Genomic DNA, 14,862 nt, shown 5'->3' on the forward strand with positions numbered 1-14,862 from the left:
AACAACATCTGAAAGAAAAAGCGGTTTTGATACCGATAACAAAAAAGGAGTAGAAATGAAACTATCTGAATTATTCAACCCGAACGAATTTGCCGCGCGTCATTTAAGCTTTGGCGACGAGGCTGCGCTTTTGGAAGCGCTCGGAGAGAAGAGCATGGACGATTTTGTCGGCAACACCGTGCCGCAAAGCATCCGTATGCCGTCCGAACTCGACCTGCCCGAAGCATTGACCGAGGCGGACGCGTTGGCGAAATTGAAAGGCATTGCGTCGAAGAACGTGATCAACAAGTCCTATATCGGCTTGGGTTATTACCCGACCCGCGTGCCGAACGTGATTTTGCGCAACGTGTTGGAAAATCCGGGCTGGTACACCGCCTACACCCCGTATCAGGCGGAAATCGCGCAGGGGCGTTTGGAAGCGTTGTTGAACTTCCAGCAGGTATGCATCGATTTGACCGGTTTTCCTGTTGCAGGCGCGTCTTTGCTGGACGAAGCGACCGCCGCCGCCGAAGCGATGGCGATGGCGCACCGCGTGGGCAAAGTGAAATCCGAGCGTTTCTTTGTGGATGCGCGCGTGTATCCGCAGACTTTGGACGTGATGAAAACCCGCGCCAAATATTTCGGCTTTGAATTGGTGGTCGGCGATTTTGCCCAAGCGGATGAAGGCGAATACTTTGGCGCGCTGTTCCAATACGTCGGCAAAGACGGCGACGTGCAAGACTTGCAGGACGTTATCGGCCGTCTGAAAGCAAAAGGCACAATCGTGGCCGTTGCCGCCGACATCATGAGTTTGGTTTTGCTGAAATCGCCTACCGAATTGGGCGCAGATATTGCTTTGGGCAACACCCAGCGCTTCGGCGTACCGATGGGCTTCGGTGGTCCGCACGCTGCTTATTTCGCGTTTAAAGACGAGTTCAAACGTTCTGCCCCGGGCCGTATTATCGGCGTATCCAAAGACGCATCGGGTAAACCTGCCTTGCGTATGGCTTTGTCCACCCGTGAGCAACACATCCGCCGCGAAAAAGCGACATCCAATATTTGTACGGCACAAGCATTGCTGGCGAACTTGGCCGGTATGTATGCCGTTTACCACGGCCCTGAAGGCGTGAAACGCATTGCCAACCGCATTCATGCGCTGGCTTCCGCCTTTGCCGATGCGCTGGTTTCAGACGGCCTGAATGTGGTTCACAAAGTCTTCTTCGATACCGTTACCGTCGATTTCGGTAGCAAAGAGAAAGCAGACCAAGTGTTTGCCGCTGCTTTGGAGTTGGGTTACAACCTGCGCCGTGTCAACGATACTCAAGTTGCGGCTGCATTCCATGAAACTTCGACACGCGAAGATTTAACCGATTTGTACCGCGCGTTTACCGGCAAGGATACGGCTACATTTGCCGATGACGTCAAAGGCCGTCTGAACGCCGAGTTGCTGCGTCAAGACGATATTCTGCAACATCCCGTGTTCAACCGTTACCACACCGAACACGAAATGTTACGCTATCTGAAAAAACTCGAAGACCGCGATTTGGCGATGAACCGCAGCATGATTTCGCTCGGTAGCTGCACCATGAAGCTCAATGCGACTGCGGAAATGTTGCCGATTACTTGGGCAGAGTTCACCGACATCCACCCCTACGCCCCCAAAGACCAAGCCGCAGGCTACCGCGCGCTTTTGACCGACATGGAAAACAGCCTGAAAGCCATCACCGGCTTTGACGCGATTTCCTTCCAGCCCAACTCCGGCGCGCAGGGCGAATACAGCGGCATGCTGTCCATCCGCCGCTATCAAGAAGCCAACGGCGAGGGACACCGCAACATCTGCCTGATTCCCAAATCCGCCCACGGCACCAACCCCGCCACCGCCGCCATGCTCGGTTTGAAAGTCGTCGTTGTCGATACCGACGAACACGGCAACGTCAACATCGACGATTTGAAAGCTAAAGCCGAGCAACACCGCGACGCTTTGTCCGCCATCATGATTACCTACCCGTCCACCCACGGCGTGTACGAAGAAGGCATCCGCGACATCTGCCGCATCATCCATGAAAACGGCGGACAGGTTTACATGGACGGCGCCAACCTCAACGCCCAAATCGGCATCATGCAGCCTGCCGAAGTCGGCGCGGACGTGTTGCACATGAACCTGCACAAAACCTTCTGCATCCCTCACGGCGGCGGCGGCCCGGGCGTCGGCCCTATCGGTTTGAAAGCCCACCTCGCTCCGTTTGCACCGGGACACGCTTTGACCGACACCCACAGCGCCAGTACCGACCAAACCGCCGTTGCTGCTGCGGCCTTCGGTTCTGCGTCCATCCTGCCGATTACTTGGATGTACCTGACCATGATGGGCAAACAAGGTATGGAACAGGCGACGCGCTGGGCATTGCTCAACGCCAACTACGTTGCCAAACGTCTGAGCGAAGACTATCCGATTCTGTATACAGGCAAAAACGGCCGCGTTGCGCACGAATGTATCGTCGATTTGCGTCCGCTTAAAGCCGAAAGCGGCATCACTGAAACCGACATCGCCAAACGCCTGATGGACTATGGCTTCCACGCACCGACGGTTTCTTTCCCTGTTGCCGGTACGCTGATGATTGAGCCGACAGAGAGCGAAAGCAAAGCCGAACTTGACCGCTTCATCGCCGCCCTGAAACAAATCAAACAGGAAGTGCTGAAAGTCGAACGCGGCGAATGGCCGAAAGACGACAATCCGCTGGTCAACGCCCCGCACACCGCCGCCGACGTAACCGGCGAATGGGCGCACCCGTATTCCCGCGAAGAAGCCGTCTTCCCGTTGCCGTTTGTGCGTGAAAACAAATTCTGGCCGAGCGTGAAACGTTTGGATGAGGTCTATGGCGACCGCAATCTGGTTTGCTCCTGCTTGCCGATTGACGCATACGAAGATTAAGCCTGAATAGGTTTAACATTGAACAGGCCGTCTGAAAATGAAAATAGTTTTCAGACGGCCTTTTGTTTGTTAAGATATTCCGCCCGAGAACGTACGTTTGTTTTAGGTAAAACAACAAATAAGGCTTTCGGAAAGATAGACGGCGCATGACTTGTTTGCGGATAAAACCAAACGGTTTCCCATAACGATAAGCAAAAGGCCGTCTGAAAAACAGGAGGACACGATGGATGAACTTTTTATTCAAACGCTGACGATTGCCGGCTCCGATTCCGGCGGCGGCGCAGGCATACAGGCGGATTTGAAGACATTTCAGATGCGCGGCGTGTTTGGTACCAGCGTACTGACAGCGGTTACCGCACAAAATACTTTGGGCGTATCGGCAGTGCATCCGATACCGACCGACATGATTGCCGCGCAGATTGCCGCGATTCAGGAGGATTTCCACATCCGCGCTTATAAAATCGGCATGCTGGGTACGGCGGAAATCATCGAATGCGTGGCGGAACAAACCGCCGAATGCGACTTCGGCAAACGCGTGTTGGACCCGGTCATGATTGCCAAAGGCGGCGCACCGTTGTTGGAAAACTCAGCCGTCGAAGCCATGAAACGCCTGCTGCTGCCGCATACGGACGTATTGACCCCCAATCTACCCGAAGCGCAGGCCTTGACGGGCATCAATATTGAAAACCGCCAAGATGCGGAACGCGCCGCCAAAATTCTTCAGGATTGGGGCGTGAAAAATGTGGTGATTAAAGGCGGCCATCTTGCCGACAGCCAAAGCGAATATTGCACCGACTGGCTGTTTACGCCAAACGAAACCATCGAGCTGAACAGCAAACGTTTCCCAACGCCGCATACGCATGGCACGGGCTGCACGTTTTCGGCCTGCATCACTGCCGAGCTGGCAAAAGGGTTTAGCGTGCCCGAAGCGGTTCAGACGGCAAAAAACTATATCGCCGCCGCCATTTCCCACCCTTTGGGCATCGGGGCAGGGCACGGGCCGGTCAATCATTGGGCGTATCGGGACGAATAATGCGTTTAGGCCAATTGTAATTGATTGTATTTTTCAGACGGCCTGACTAGGTTTATTACTAGGAATTGTTTACAATATCAGATTAATGCTTTTACGGATAAAAAACACACCATGCAAGTGACTTCAAAATGGATAGACGGAATGTGCTTCGTCGGCACAACGGCAAACGGACACAGCGTCGTAATGGAAGGCGCGGCGGCTGAAGGCGAAGTCAAGCGCGGCCCCAGCCCGATGGAAATGCTGCTGTTGGGCGTGGCAGGCTGTTCCAGCATCGATGTGGTGATGATTGCCGAGAAACAACGCCAAAAAATCACCGACTGCCGTGCCGAAGTGACTGCCAAACGCGCCGACACCGCGCCGCGCGTGTTTACCGAAATCCATATCCACTTCAAAGTGTATGGCCGGGGTTTGCAAGAAAGCGCGATTGAGCGCGCCGTACAGATGTCTGCCGAAAAATATTGCTCCGCATCGATTATGCTGGGCAAAGCGGCAAAAATGAGCCACAGCTTCGAAATCGTCGAAGCAGAATAGGGCGGTTTTCAAGGAAAAAGCCGGAGCGTGAAACGGCTGCCCACAAAAAAGCAGATATATTCACGCATTAACATGAATATATCTGCTTGCTTTTTATTCCTTTTTCTCTCTCTCTATCAGCCTTTATAACTTGGCTTGTTGACCTCATTGTGCAAGTTTCGTTTAACATTGTCAACAATTTTTAATTATATTTTAACCAACCCTGAAATATGCAGGTCTGCAAGTCATTGCGCCTCAACACAAATACTGGGGAAACATTATGGATTACGAAAATAATACCAACGTTGCGCCTGCAACTTCATCGCTTATTTTGGAAGAGCGTCACGATTCGGAACTCTTCCGCGTGTACGCGTTGATTTTGGACGGGATTACCGACCATCTGCTGCTGCCGGGCAAAAAATTGACCGAGTCCGAGCTTTGCCGGCAAATGGTTTGCTCGCGCAATACCGTGCGTGGCGCATTATCGCTTTTGGCGCACGATAAAATCGTCGATTTGCAGCCCAACCGTGGCGCATTTGTCCATGTGCCGGACTTGAAAGAAATGAAAGACGTGTTCAACACGCGTATCGAAATGGAAAGCATGATTTTGAGCGTCCTCATCGATATGCCTGATTTGGAAACGCGTCTGCAACCGCTTTACGCCATGATTGAGCAAGAGGCTGCGGCCTCCGAAAGCGGCGACCGCGTGGGTTGGAACCGCCTGTCCAATGCCTTCCATGTCGAATTGGCGCGGCTGTTGGACAACGATGTCCTGTTTGAAATCATGAATACCTTGTGCGCGCGTTCCTCACTGATTGTGGCCGTTTCCGATCCGCTTCGCAAAGAAAAGCGCACCATCAATTCCAATTCGCACCATGAACACCGCGAAATCCTCGATTTGTTGGTGGCCGGCAAGCGCAACCGTGTGACCAAAGTCATGCGCCGCCACTTGAGCGCGTGCATCGAACGCTTGGAACAGAAACTCGAAATGTAATCGGTTTGACAATAAAAAGGCCGTCTGAAATATTCAGACGGCCATTGGTTTATCCCTGCAAAGCAAAACGCCATGAAACCCAAAATCCAAAGACACGAACATATCCTCACCCTTATCCGCGAACATAACTTCATGACGGTGGAAGAGCTGGCGGCGAATTTGGATGTTACGCCGCAAACCATACGCCGCGATGTGCAGGAATTGAGCGAAACCGGACAGCTCAAACGCTATCACGGCGGCGCGTCTTTGGGCGATGTTTCAGTCGTAACGGCAGGGCAGGAGCGGCGCAACCATCAGCAGCAGGAAAAAAACGCCATTGCCCGGCTGATTGCTTCCACCATTCCCGACAATGCCTCGCTCTTTATCAGCATCGGCACCACCATGGAAGCCGTCGCCGCCGAGTTGGTCAGACAGCGTAAAAACCTGCGGATTATCACCAACAATATCTACGCCGCTTCCATCACTGCGGCGCGTACCGACTACACGGTTATCATCGCTTCCGGCGTGGTCCGCCCCTTGGATGGCGGCATTACGGGTGTGGCGACCGTCGATTTCATCAACCAATTCAAAGTCGACTATGCCATCATGAGTACCCACGGCATAGAAAACGACGGCTCGCTTTTGGATGACGATTACAAGGAAGTCAGCGTCATGCAGGCGATGGTGAACAATGCCCGCGTGCGCTATCTCGGCGTCGACCACAGTAAATTCAACAGTAATGCCTTGGTCAGACTGGGCGATATCGGCGCATTCGATAAGCTGTTTACCGACCGCACACCATCCGCCGCCATGCAGAAAACCCTAAATGAGCGCGGCGTGGCGTGGCAGGTTGCCGACCCTGTATCAAAGTAGCCAAGTCGGGTACAATTGAGCCATCATTCCATTCCTTTCAGACGGCCTGATTGAATGCCCAGGCCGTCTGAAAACAGAAAATCATCTTTCCATCAAAGAAATATTATGTTGAATAAAGACCAATTCGCGGACAACCACTTTATCCGCACCATCATCGAAGAAGACCTCAAAAGCGGTAAGCATACAGCCATCCAAACCCGTTTCCCGCCCGAGCCGAACGGCTACCTGCACATCGGCCACGCCAAATCCATCTGCCTGAACTTCGGTTTGGCTTATATTTACGACGGCCTGTGCAACCTGCGTTTCGACGATACCAACCCCGAAAAAGAAAACGACGAATACGTTAATGCCATCAAAGAAGACGTCGAGTGGCTCGGTTTCCATTGGGCGGGCGAGCCTCGTTTCGCTTCCAATTATTTTGACCAGCTTTACGATTACGCCGTCGGCTTAATCAAAGACGGTAAAGCCTATGTCGATGATTTAACGCCCGAAGAAATGCGCGAATACCGCGGCACGCTGACCGAAGCGGGTAAAAACAGCCCTTACCGCGACCGCAGCGTCGAAGAAAACCTCGACCTGTTCACACGCATGAAAAACGGCGAGTTCCCCGACGGCAGCAAAACCCTGCGCCTGAAAATCGATATGGCATCAGGCAACATCAATATGCGCGACCCCGTCATCTACCGCATCCGCCGCGCCCATCACCACAACACCGGCGACAAATGGTGCATCTACCCGATGTACGACTACACGCACTGCATTTCCGATGCCATCGAAGGCATCACGCATTCCTTGTGTACACTCGAGTTTGAAGCCCACCGTCCGCTGTACGACTGGGTGTTGGACAACATTCCTGCACCGCACGCCACACGTCCGCGCCAATACGAGTTTTCCCGTTTGGAGCTTTTGTATTCCATCACGTCCAAACGCAAGCTGAACCAACTGGTTTCAGACGGCCACGTTTCCGGCTGGGATGACCCGCGTATGCCGACCATTTCCGGTATGCGCCGCCGCGGTTACACGCCCGAAGGCCTGCGCCTGTTTGCCAAACGCGCCGGTATTTCCAAATCTGAAAACGTGGTCGATATGAGCGTGTTGGAAGGCGCGATTCGCGAAGAGCTGGAAAACTCTGCGCCACGCCTGATGGCGGTTTTGAATCCGCTCAAAGTCACCCTGACCAACTTTGAAGCCGGCAAAACCCAAAGCCGCCGTGCCGCGTTCCATCCGAACCACGAAGAAATGGGCGATCGCGAAGTACCTGTTTCACAAACCATCTACATCGAAGCCGATGACTTTGCCGAAAATCCGCCCAAAGGCTTCAAACGCCTGATTCCCGGCGGCGAAGTGCGTTTGCGCCACGGCTATGTCATCAAGTGCGACGAAGTAGTGAAAGACTCGGCGGGCAATGTGGTCGAACTCAAATGCAGCATCGACCACGATACCTTGGGCAAAAATCCCGAAGGCCGAAAAGTCAAAGGCGTGATTCACTGGGTTTCCGCCGAACACGCAGCAGAAATCAAAGTCCGCCTCTACGACCGCCTCTTTACCGTCGAGCGTCCCGATGCCGTGCGCGGCGAAGACGGCAACTACCTGCCGTTTACCGATTTCCTCAACCCTGAATCCATTAAGGAAATCACCGCCTACGCCGAGCCTGTCGCAAAAGATTTGCCGGCGGAGAGCCGTTGGCAGTTCGAGCGCATCGGCTATTTCGTCACCGACCGCAAAGACCACAGCAAAGACACGCCGGTGTTTAACCGTACGGTAACGCTGAAAGATTCTTGGCAGCCTAAGTAATCTGTTTGCAGTCGCTATATTGAAGGCCGTCTGAAAACGTGAAATCCGGTTTTCAGACGGCCTTTGTCGATAAAAGGGATGAGATGGAACGTTATTCTGTACATTTGAAACTGCTGGGAATGGCGGTGTTGTGGGGCGCGTCTTGGCCGATGGGGCGGATGCTGGGGCAGTCGCTGCCGCCGCTGACGGGCGGGGCGGTTCGGTTTGTCTTGGCTTCGGTTTTGTTGTTGGGCTGGTTGTTTGCGCGCAGCAGGTTCACGACTTTAGTGGCTTTGTCGGCACGGCAATGGCTGGGTTTGACGGCGGCTGCTTCTGTCGGCGTGTGCGGCTATGCGGTGTTTTTTATGCTGGGTTTGCAGACTATGCCGGCAGGCAAGGCGGCGGTGGTCGTGGCGGTGAATCCGGTATTGACGCTGCTGTTGGCAACTTGGTTTTTCGGCGAGCGTTTAAATGCGAAGATTTTGGCGGGTATGCTGCTGGCGGTCGGCGGTGCCATTATGGTGGTAACGCAAGGGCAGCCGTTGACGGTATTGTCGGGCGGCATCAAGGCAGGGGAGTGGCTGATTTTCGGCTGCGTGGTCTGTTGGGCGGCTTATACCTTAATCGGTCGCGCGGTTTTGCGCGGGATAGATGCGCTGACGGTAACGACGGCAACGTCGTTCATTGGTGCGTTGATGTTGTCGGTGGTGGCATTGTGGACGGACGGATTGCCTTTTGAGGCGATAGCGGCAATGGATGGGCGCGGTTGGACAGCCTTGGCGTGGCTGGTCATCGGTGCGACGGTATTGGCCTATGCGTGGTATTTTGAAGGCGTAAAGACTTTGGGCGCAGGCAGCGCGGCGGCGTATATTACGCTTGTGCCGATTTTCGGTGTGCTGTCTTCGGCGTGGTTTTTGGGCGAACCGCTGCATATTTCGCTGGTCGCAGGCTGCGCGGCGGCGGTCGGCGGCATGACGCTGATGCGTTACGGGCAGAGGGCCGTCTGAAGTTGGGTAAATACTCGGATTTTGGGCGATAGGGTTGCGATTGCCAAGCTGTTGCCGGCCATAATCTTATTGCAGGGTAAGATTATGGTCTCGGCTCAGTGTTCAATTTAAAAATTTGACACCCTGCCTCCAACTGCCTAAAATTCAACTTTCTCAAAAATCTACCGTATCCTGCGGCACGATTTCATACTTTCAGACGGCCTGTGTGCCATCTCTCTGATACCATCCAAAATATATCAATACTATGCACGTTTCAGAACTCCAAACCCTCCACATTTCCAAACTCTTGGAAATGGCAGAAGAACATGGCATTGAAAACGCCAACCGTTTCCGCAAACAAGACCTCGTTTTTGCCATCGTCCGCCAGATGATGAAGCAAAATGTCAGCTTTACCTGTTCCGGCACACTCGAAATCCTGCCCGACGGCTTCGGTTTCCTGCGCAGCGCAGATACTTCTTATCTTGCCGGCCCTGACGATATTTATGTTTCGCCCACGCAAATCCGCCGCTTCAATCTGCACACCGGCGACACCATCGAAGGCAGCGTGCGCGTGCCGAAAGACAACGAGCGCTATTTCGCGCTTGTCCGCCTCGATACCATCAACGGCGATCCACCCGAAGTCTGCAAACACAAAATTCTTTTTGAAAACCTCACGCCTTTATTCCCAACCGAACAATTCAAACTCGAGCGCGACATTAAAGCCGAAGAGAATCTGACCGGCCGCGCCATCGACTTGGTTTCCCCGATCGGTAAAGGCCAACGTGCATTGTTGGTGGCGCCGCCTAAAACCGGTAAAACCGTGATGTTGCAAAACATTGCCCACGCCATTACCGCCAATTATCCCGATGTCGAGCTGATTGTCCTGTTGATTGACGAGCGTCCGGAAGAAGTAACCGAAATGAGCCGTTCTGTACGCGGCGAAGTGGTTTCCTCTACGTTTGACGAGCCTGCGCAACGCCATGTACAAGTGGCCGAGATGGTGATTGAAAAAGCCAAACGCATGGTCGAACACAAGAAAGACGTGGTCATCCTGCTGGATTCGATTACCCGTTTAGCGCGCGCCTACAATACCGTCGTGCCGACTTCGGGCAAAATTCTGACCGGCGGTGTTGATGCCAACGCTTTGCACCGTCCGAAACGCTTCTTCGGTGCAGCGCGTAATGTGGAAGAGGGCGGTTCGCTTACCATTATTGCGACAGCGCTTGTCGAAACCGGCAGCCGCATGGACGACGTGATTTACGAAGAGTTCAAAGGTACGGGCAATATGGAATTGCACCTTGACCGCCGCATGGCAGAAAAACGCCTGTTCCCGGCCATCAGCATCAATAAATCCGGTACGCGCCGCGAAGAATTGCTGGTGCCGAACGATCAGTTGCAGCGTATGTGGCTCTTGCGCAAATTCCTGCATCCTATGGACGAAATCGAAGCGACCGAGTTTTTGGTGGGCAAACTCAAAGACTCCAAAAACAATGACGATTTCTTTGAATTGATGCGTGGTAAATAAGCATAAGGCCGTCTGAATATGTTTCAGACGGCCTTTGCTTCATTTTAGGAAACGCTTATGAATACCCGAATGAATTGGCAAAACTTATTGTCCACCCAACGCTTCCGTACCAAAAACGGCGAAATCGTGCCGACCGTTACCCCTTCGACTCAGGAGGGTGCCGATGCCTTGCGTACGGATTTTCACATCGACTACGACCGGGTCGTTTTTTCCGGAGCCTTCCGCCGCCTTGGCCGTAAAACGCAGGTGCATCCGCTGGCGCAACATGACTTGACGCACAACCGCCTGACGCACAGCGTTGAAGTTGCCAGCGTGGGCAGGAGCTTGGGCAACCGCGTGGGCGTGATGTTGCACAACGGCGGTTTTCTGCCGCAGGGAAATACGCCCAGCGATATTGGTGCTGTGGTGCAGGTTGCCTGTTTGGCACATGATTTGGGCAATCCGCCGTTTGGCCATACCGGCGAAGATGCTTTGCGTGATTGGTTCAGACGGCCTGAACATCAAATTTATCTGAACACATTAAACGAAGCGGAACGCAACGACATTCAAACCTATGAAGGCAATGCGCACAGCCTGCGTATCGTCGCCAGCCTTGAAATGTATCCGGAGGCGGGCGGAATGCGCCTGACTGCGGCAGCCATCGGCGCATTGTTGAAGTATCCGTGGACAACGCAACATCCGAACGGCAGAAAAAAATTCAATATTTATCAAACCGAGTTGCCGTTTATCCGTCAAGTTGCCGACGAATTGGGGCTGGTGTCCGCAGGAGCAGACAGCTGGGCGCGCCATCCTTTGTCTTATTTGATGGAGGCTGCCGACGATATTTGCTATGCCTTGCTGGACTTGGAAGATGCCGTCGAATTGGATTTGCTCACGGATACGGAAGTGGAGAGTATCTTGTCCGAGCTGACCTTTGCCGAAAGCGCATGGCACGCCAGCTCCAGCCGTCAGCGTTGCGCCATGTTGCGCGGCATTGCGATCGGCAAGGCGATTGATGATGTCGCGCAAACCTTTATGCTGCATCAGTCCGATTTGTTGGACGGAACATTCAAAGGCAAAGACCTGCTGGCTTTGTGCAGCCCGCAAGTGCAAAACACTTTGGCAAAAGCGAAAGAATTGGCGCAAACACGGATTTTCCGCCATCACACCAAGCTCTTGACCGAGATTGCCACGTTCCCATGCTTAGGCTCTATCTTGGATTTGCTTGTCCCTGCCGCTTATGCCCTGATTGCTGAAAAACAGCTGGCAACGCGTCAGTCTTTGGCATTGGAATTATTGAAAAAGCACAATCCGATTCTTCCTGAAGACAGTCTGTATCAGGCCTATATGAAAATTTTGGATTTTGTCGGCGGCATGACCGATAATTCCGCCGCCAAAATGGCGCAGGATTTGTCAGGAGTAGGGATTTTGCGTTAATTTTATATTGTTTAACTTCAATTGGTTAAATAAAAATATAAAAAATATCTGTGAAAAGAGTAGACAGGCTTTAGTAAAGCCTATATTATTCGGTCTTCTTGATTCACAACGCACTAGCGAAGTGATGAGGATGCACCCGTAGCTCAGTTGGATAGAGTATCTGGCTACGAACCAGAGGGTCGGGCGTTCGAATCGCTCCGGGTGCGCCACAAGATTTATCCGCGCCCATCGTCTAGCGGTTAGGACATCGCCCTTTCACGGCGGTAACCGGGGTTCGATTCCCCGTGGGCGTGCCAGTTTCCAAAAAAACGCAATCTGTTTCAGATTGCGTTTTTTATTGCATTTACTGTTTGTGTTCTAAGGCCGTCTGAAACGCTTAGCAACTCAAGAGACAGAAGTGTGTAAAATCCATTGCCCTGAATTTTGTCATCTTTATGCGTTTTTCAATCTTATTTTACTATTGTCAAAACCCGATTTATTGACAATAGTATTCATCTTAAAAATTCCCAAACCTGAATTTACATGATTTCATATTTATAATTCCTTGATTTTATAAAATAAAAATATTTATTTGAACTTTTCCTAAAAAATGCCGTCTGAGATAAAGACAAGACGGAATATCTCTGTTAATGTGTAAATGTCAGCCGGCGTTTGCCGGTTTTTTATTGAAACCATTTGGGAGTCAATTATGAATATGAATGTTAAATTAATCGTTCCTGCCGTTTTGGCGGCTGTTGCCCTGACTGCATGTAGCAGCGGTTCTAAAGCCAAACCTGAAGCCAAAGCTGCGCCTACTGCGCAACAACAAACTCAAGCTCAGGCTCAACAAGCTCAAGCTCCAGTACCTAATACTTTGAAAGTAGACTCTATCGACGGTACTAAAGAAGTTCACTACAAATGCGGTAAAGACGGCAAAGAGCCTCTGAGCGTCATGTACGGCTTCAAAGGTAACGAAGTTGTTGCCGCTCAAGTAAAATACAAAGGCCAAGTCACTGAAAACCTGTTCCGTATCACCGACAGCAGCAAAGATGTAAATGCATTCTGGGGTGGCAACGTTGCTTGGATTGCTGAAGCAGCTACTGCAGCCAACGTGGACAAAGTTGACGGCAACATGTTGACTATCCGCGGTACTACCGAAGTAAACGGCAAACAAGAAGTGGTTGACCAAATCGCTACCCGTTTCTGCGTATTGGACAAAGGCGCGAAAGCTGCCGCTAAACCAGCTGCTAAAAAAGCGAAAAAATAATTTTTTATCGACAGCTTTAAACGCTGGGTAAAATAAAACAGGCCGTCTGAAAACTTTTCAGACGGCCTATTTTTTTGAGTGGTTTAACCCAAGAACCAGAATTTCAATGCCCACAACACGGCGACAATCCATACCATAGGCGGTACGTCTTGGGTGCGGTTGCACAAGAGTTTGATGAGTGCGTAGCTGATAAAGCCAAACGCAATACCGTCGGCAATCGAGTAGGTAAACGGCATGAAGACGATGGTCAGGAATGCCGGTGCGGCTTCGGTCATGTCGTCCCAATCGATTTCGCGCGCGCTGCGCAACATTTGCGCGCCAACATAGAGCAGGGCGGGAGCGGTAGCGAATGCAGGAATGCTTTGAACCAGCGGCGAGAAAATCAGGCAGGCCAGCATCAGTACGCCGACGGTAACGGCAGTCAGGCCGGTGCGGCCGCCGGCAGAAACACCTGCCGCGCTTTCAACGTAAGGGGTGGTAGAAGATGTACCCAAGGCGGCGCCTGCAACAATGGCGGTTGAGTCGGCAAGCAGGGCGCGTTTCAAACGCGGCAGTTTGCCGTCTTGCAACAGGCCTGCGCGGTGGGAAACGCCGACCAAGGTGCCGGTAGAGTCAAACAGGTCAACCAGGAAGAATACAAAAATCACGCTGACCATGCTGACGGTGAACAAGCCTTTGAAGTCCATCTGCATGAAAGTCGGCGCAATGCTTGGGACTTCGCCGACCACGCCTTTGAACTCGCTCAAGCCCAAGACGGTGGAGATGGCGGTCAGCGTCAGAATGGTAATGATGATGGAGCCTTTGACGCGGAAGTGGCCGAGTGCAACCACCATGACAAAGCCTGCCATCGCCAGCAGGGCGGTAGGCTGGTGGATGTCGCCCAAGCCGACCAATGTGGCAGGATTGGCAACAATCACGCCCGCGCCTTTGAGCGCAATCAATGCCAAGAAGAGGCCGATACCTGCGGCAATCGACATTTTCAAGCCCATAGGCAGCGCATTGACCAGCATTTCACGCACTTTAAAGAAGCTGAACAGGATGAAAATGATGCCGGAAATGAAAACGGCACCCAAAGCCACACGCCAGTCCACGCCCATGCCTTTGACTACGGCAAAGGTAAAGTAGGCGTTCAAGCCCATGCCCGGTGCGAGAGCGATCGGGTAGTTGCCGACAAAACCCATCACGAAACAGCCGATGGCGGAAGCGATACAGGTGGCCACAAATACTGCGCCCATATCCATGCCGGTTTCGCCCAAAATCAGGGGGTTGACGATGATGATGTAACACATGGCGAGGAAGGTGGTCAAACCGGCCATGATTTCAGTGCGGACGTTGGTCTGATTGGCACTTAGGTTGAACAATCGTTCCAAAACGCTTTGATTTGAAGAACTCATTTAAAAATATTCCTTTTGGGAAAGCCGCTTGCGGGACGGCATCGTCGGATTGGTCTGCAAAAAGTTTGGTTTTTGGCCTTAACTTCTCAACAGATAAGGGAATTTTCGGGCGGTATTATACTGAAAAGCCTTTTGTTCGGGTAATAAAAATACATGAATCAGATAATGCCGTGCCGAACCAAGATAAAGGCCGTCTGAACAGTTTCAGACGGCCTTTGTTTGTGT

11 protein-coding genes and 2 tRNA genes are annotated in these 14,862 nt (G+C 52.3%); 12 read left to right on the forward strand and 1 reads right to left on the reverse strand.

Features of this window, described 5'->3' with window-relative positions; translation table 11 throughout:
• Positions 1-55: 55 nt before the first annotated feature.
• The 12 genes from gcvP (at position 56) to ACTHUF_RS08780 (ending at position 13,243) form a co-directional block, all read left to right on the forward strand.
• Positions 56-2,908 carry an aminomethyl-transferring glycine dehydrogenase gene (gene gcvP, locus ACTHUF_RS08725; RefSeq protein WP_440407492.1) on the forward strand — a complete coding sequence of 951 codons (2,853 nt, stop codon included), beginning with the start codon at positions 56-58 and terminating at the stop codon, positions 2,906-2,908.
• A 223-nt stretch (positions 2,909-3,131) separates the two neighbouring features.
• A complete protein-coding gene (thiD, locus tag ACTHUF_RS08730; protein ID WP_070814927.1) occupies positions 3,132-3,941 on the forward strand; it encodes a bifunctional hydroxymethylpyrimidine kinase/phosphomethylpyrimidine kinase in 810 nt (269 codons plus the stop codon).
• Positions 3,942-4,052: 111 nt separating this feature from the next.
• A complete protein-coding gene (locus tag ACTHUF_RS08735) occupies positions 4,053-4,472 on the forward strand; it encodes an OsmC family protein (protein ID WP_003748849.1) in 420 nt (139 codons plus the stop codon).
• Between the two features lie 259 nt (positions 4,473-4,731).
• The gene (locus ACTHUF_RS08740) at positions 4,732-5,445 is read left to right on the forward strand and encodes a GntR family transcriptional regulator (protein WP_049348122.1); all 714 of its coding nucleotides are present in this window, start codon (positions 4,732-4,734) and stop codon (positions 5,443-5,445) included.
• A 72-nt stretch (positions 5,446-5,517) separates the two neighbouring features.
• Complete coding sequence (locus tag ACTHUF_RS08745; protein ID WP_070836822.1) at positions 5,518-6,297, forward strand: DeoR/GlpR family DNA-binding transcription regulator; 780 nt, start codon at positions 5,518-5,520, stop codon at positions 6,295-6,297.
• Between the two features lie 105 nt (positions 6,298-6,402).
• Complete coding sequence (locus ACTHUF_RS08750) at positions 6,403-8,091, forward strand: glutamine--tRNA ligase/YqeY domain fusion protein (RefSeq protein WP_315092920.1); 1,689 nt, start codon at positions 6,403-6,405, stop codon at positions 8,089-8,091.
• Between the two features lie 83 nt (positions 8,092-8,174).
• Complete coding sequence (locus tag ACTHUF_RS08755) at positions 8,175-9,077, forward strand: DMT family transporter (RefSeq protein WP_315092923.1); 903 nt, start codon at positions 8,175-8,177, stop codon at positions 9,075-9,077.
• 244 nt (positions 9,078-9,321) lie between these two features.
• Positions 9,322-10,581 carry a transcription termination factor Rho gene (gene rho, locus ACTHUF_RS08760; protein WP_003748836.1) on the forward strand — a complete coding sequence of 420 codons (1,260 nt, stop codon included), beginning with the start codon at positions 9,322-9,324 and terminating at the stop codon, positions 10,579-10,581.
• Positions 10,582-10,638: 57 nt separating this feature from the next.
• Positions 10,639-11,997, forward strand: coding sequence for a deoxyguanosinetriphosphate triphosphohydrolase (locus tag ACTHUF_RS08765; RefSeq protein WP_315092925.1), 1,359 nt, complete (start codon positions 10,639-10,641; stop codon positions 11,995-11,997).
• Positions 11,998-12,129: 132 nt separating this feature from the next.
• Positions 12,130-12,206: transfer RNA gene (locus tag ACTHUF_RS08770), tRNA-Arg, on the forward strand.
• Between the two features lie 12 nt (positions 12,207-12,218).
• A tRNA-Glu gene (locus ACTHUF_RS08775) sits at positions 12,219-12,293 on the forward strand.
• 392 nt (positions 12,294-12,685) lie between these two features.
• Complete coding sequence (locus tag ACTHUF_RS08780; protein ID WP_188213487.1) at positions 12,686-13,243, forward strand: hypothetical protein; 558 nt, start codon at positions 12,686-12,688, stop codon at positions 13,241-13,243.
• Positions 13,244-13,326: 83 nt separating this feature from the next.
• On the opposite strand, the gene ACTHUF_RS08785 is transcribed toward ACTHUF_RS08780, so the two are convergent.
• Entirely contained in the window at positions 13,327-14,637 is a 1,311-nt protein-coding gene (locus tag ACTHUF_RS08785; RefSeq protein ID WP_107848901.1) for an NCS2 family permease, read from the reverse strand.
• Positions 14,638-14,862: the final 225 nt, after the last annotated feature.

It is taken from the genome of Neisseria sp. P0024.S006 (assembly GCF_051956595.1).
In the GTDB taxonomy this organism is placed as follows: domain Bacteria; phylum Pseudomonadota; class Gammaproteobacteria; order Burkholderiales; family Neisseriaceae; genus Neisseria.

Bases quoted from the DNA above. Each gene is read 5' to 3' on its own strand.
- gcvP (WP_440407492.1), top strand. From the start codon at position 56: ATGAAACTATCTGAATTATTCAACCCGAACGAATTTGCCGCGCGTCAT.
- ACTHUF_RS08735 (WP_003748849.1), top strand. From the start codon at position 4,053: ATGCAAGTGACTTCAAAATGGATAGACGGAATGTGCTTCGTCGGCACA.
- ACTHUF_RS08755 (WP_315092923.1), top strand. From the start codon at position 8,175: ATGGAACGTTATTCTGTACATTTGAAACTGCTGGGAATGGCGGTGTTG.
- ACTHUF_RS08750 (WP_315092920.1), top strand. From the start codon at position 6,403: ATGTTGAATAAAGACCAATTCGCGGACAACCACTTTATCCGCACCATC.
- ACTHUF_RS08780 (WP_188213487.1), top strand. From the start codon at position 12,686: ATGAATATGAATGTTAAATTAATCGTTCCTGCCGTTTTGGCGGCTGTT.
- ACTHUF_RS08740 (WP_049348122.1), top strand. From the start codon at position 4,732: ATGGATTACGAAAATAATACCAACGTTGCGCCTGCAACTTCATCGCTT.
- rho (WP_003748836.1), top strand. From the start codon at position 9,322: ATGCACGTTTCAGAACTCCAAACCCTCCACATTTCCAAACTCTTGGAA.
- ACTHUF_RS08745 (WP_070836822.1), top strand. From the start codon at position 5,518: ATGAAACCCAAAATCCAAAGACACGAACATATCCTCACCCTTATCCGC.
- thiD (WP_070814927.1), top strand. From the start codon at position 3,132: ATGGATGAACTTTTTATTCAAACGCTGACGATTGCCGGCTCCGATTCC.
- ACTHUF_RS08785 (WP_107848901.1), bottom strand. From the start codon at position 14,637: ATGAGTTCTTCAAATCAAAGCGTTTTGGAACGATTGTTCAACCTAAGT.
- ACTHUF_RS08765 (WP_315092925.1), top strand. From the start codon at position 10,639: ATGAATACCCGAATGAATTGGCAAAACTTATTGTCCACCCAACGCTTC.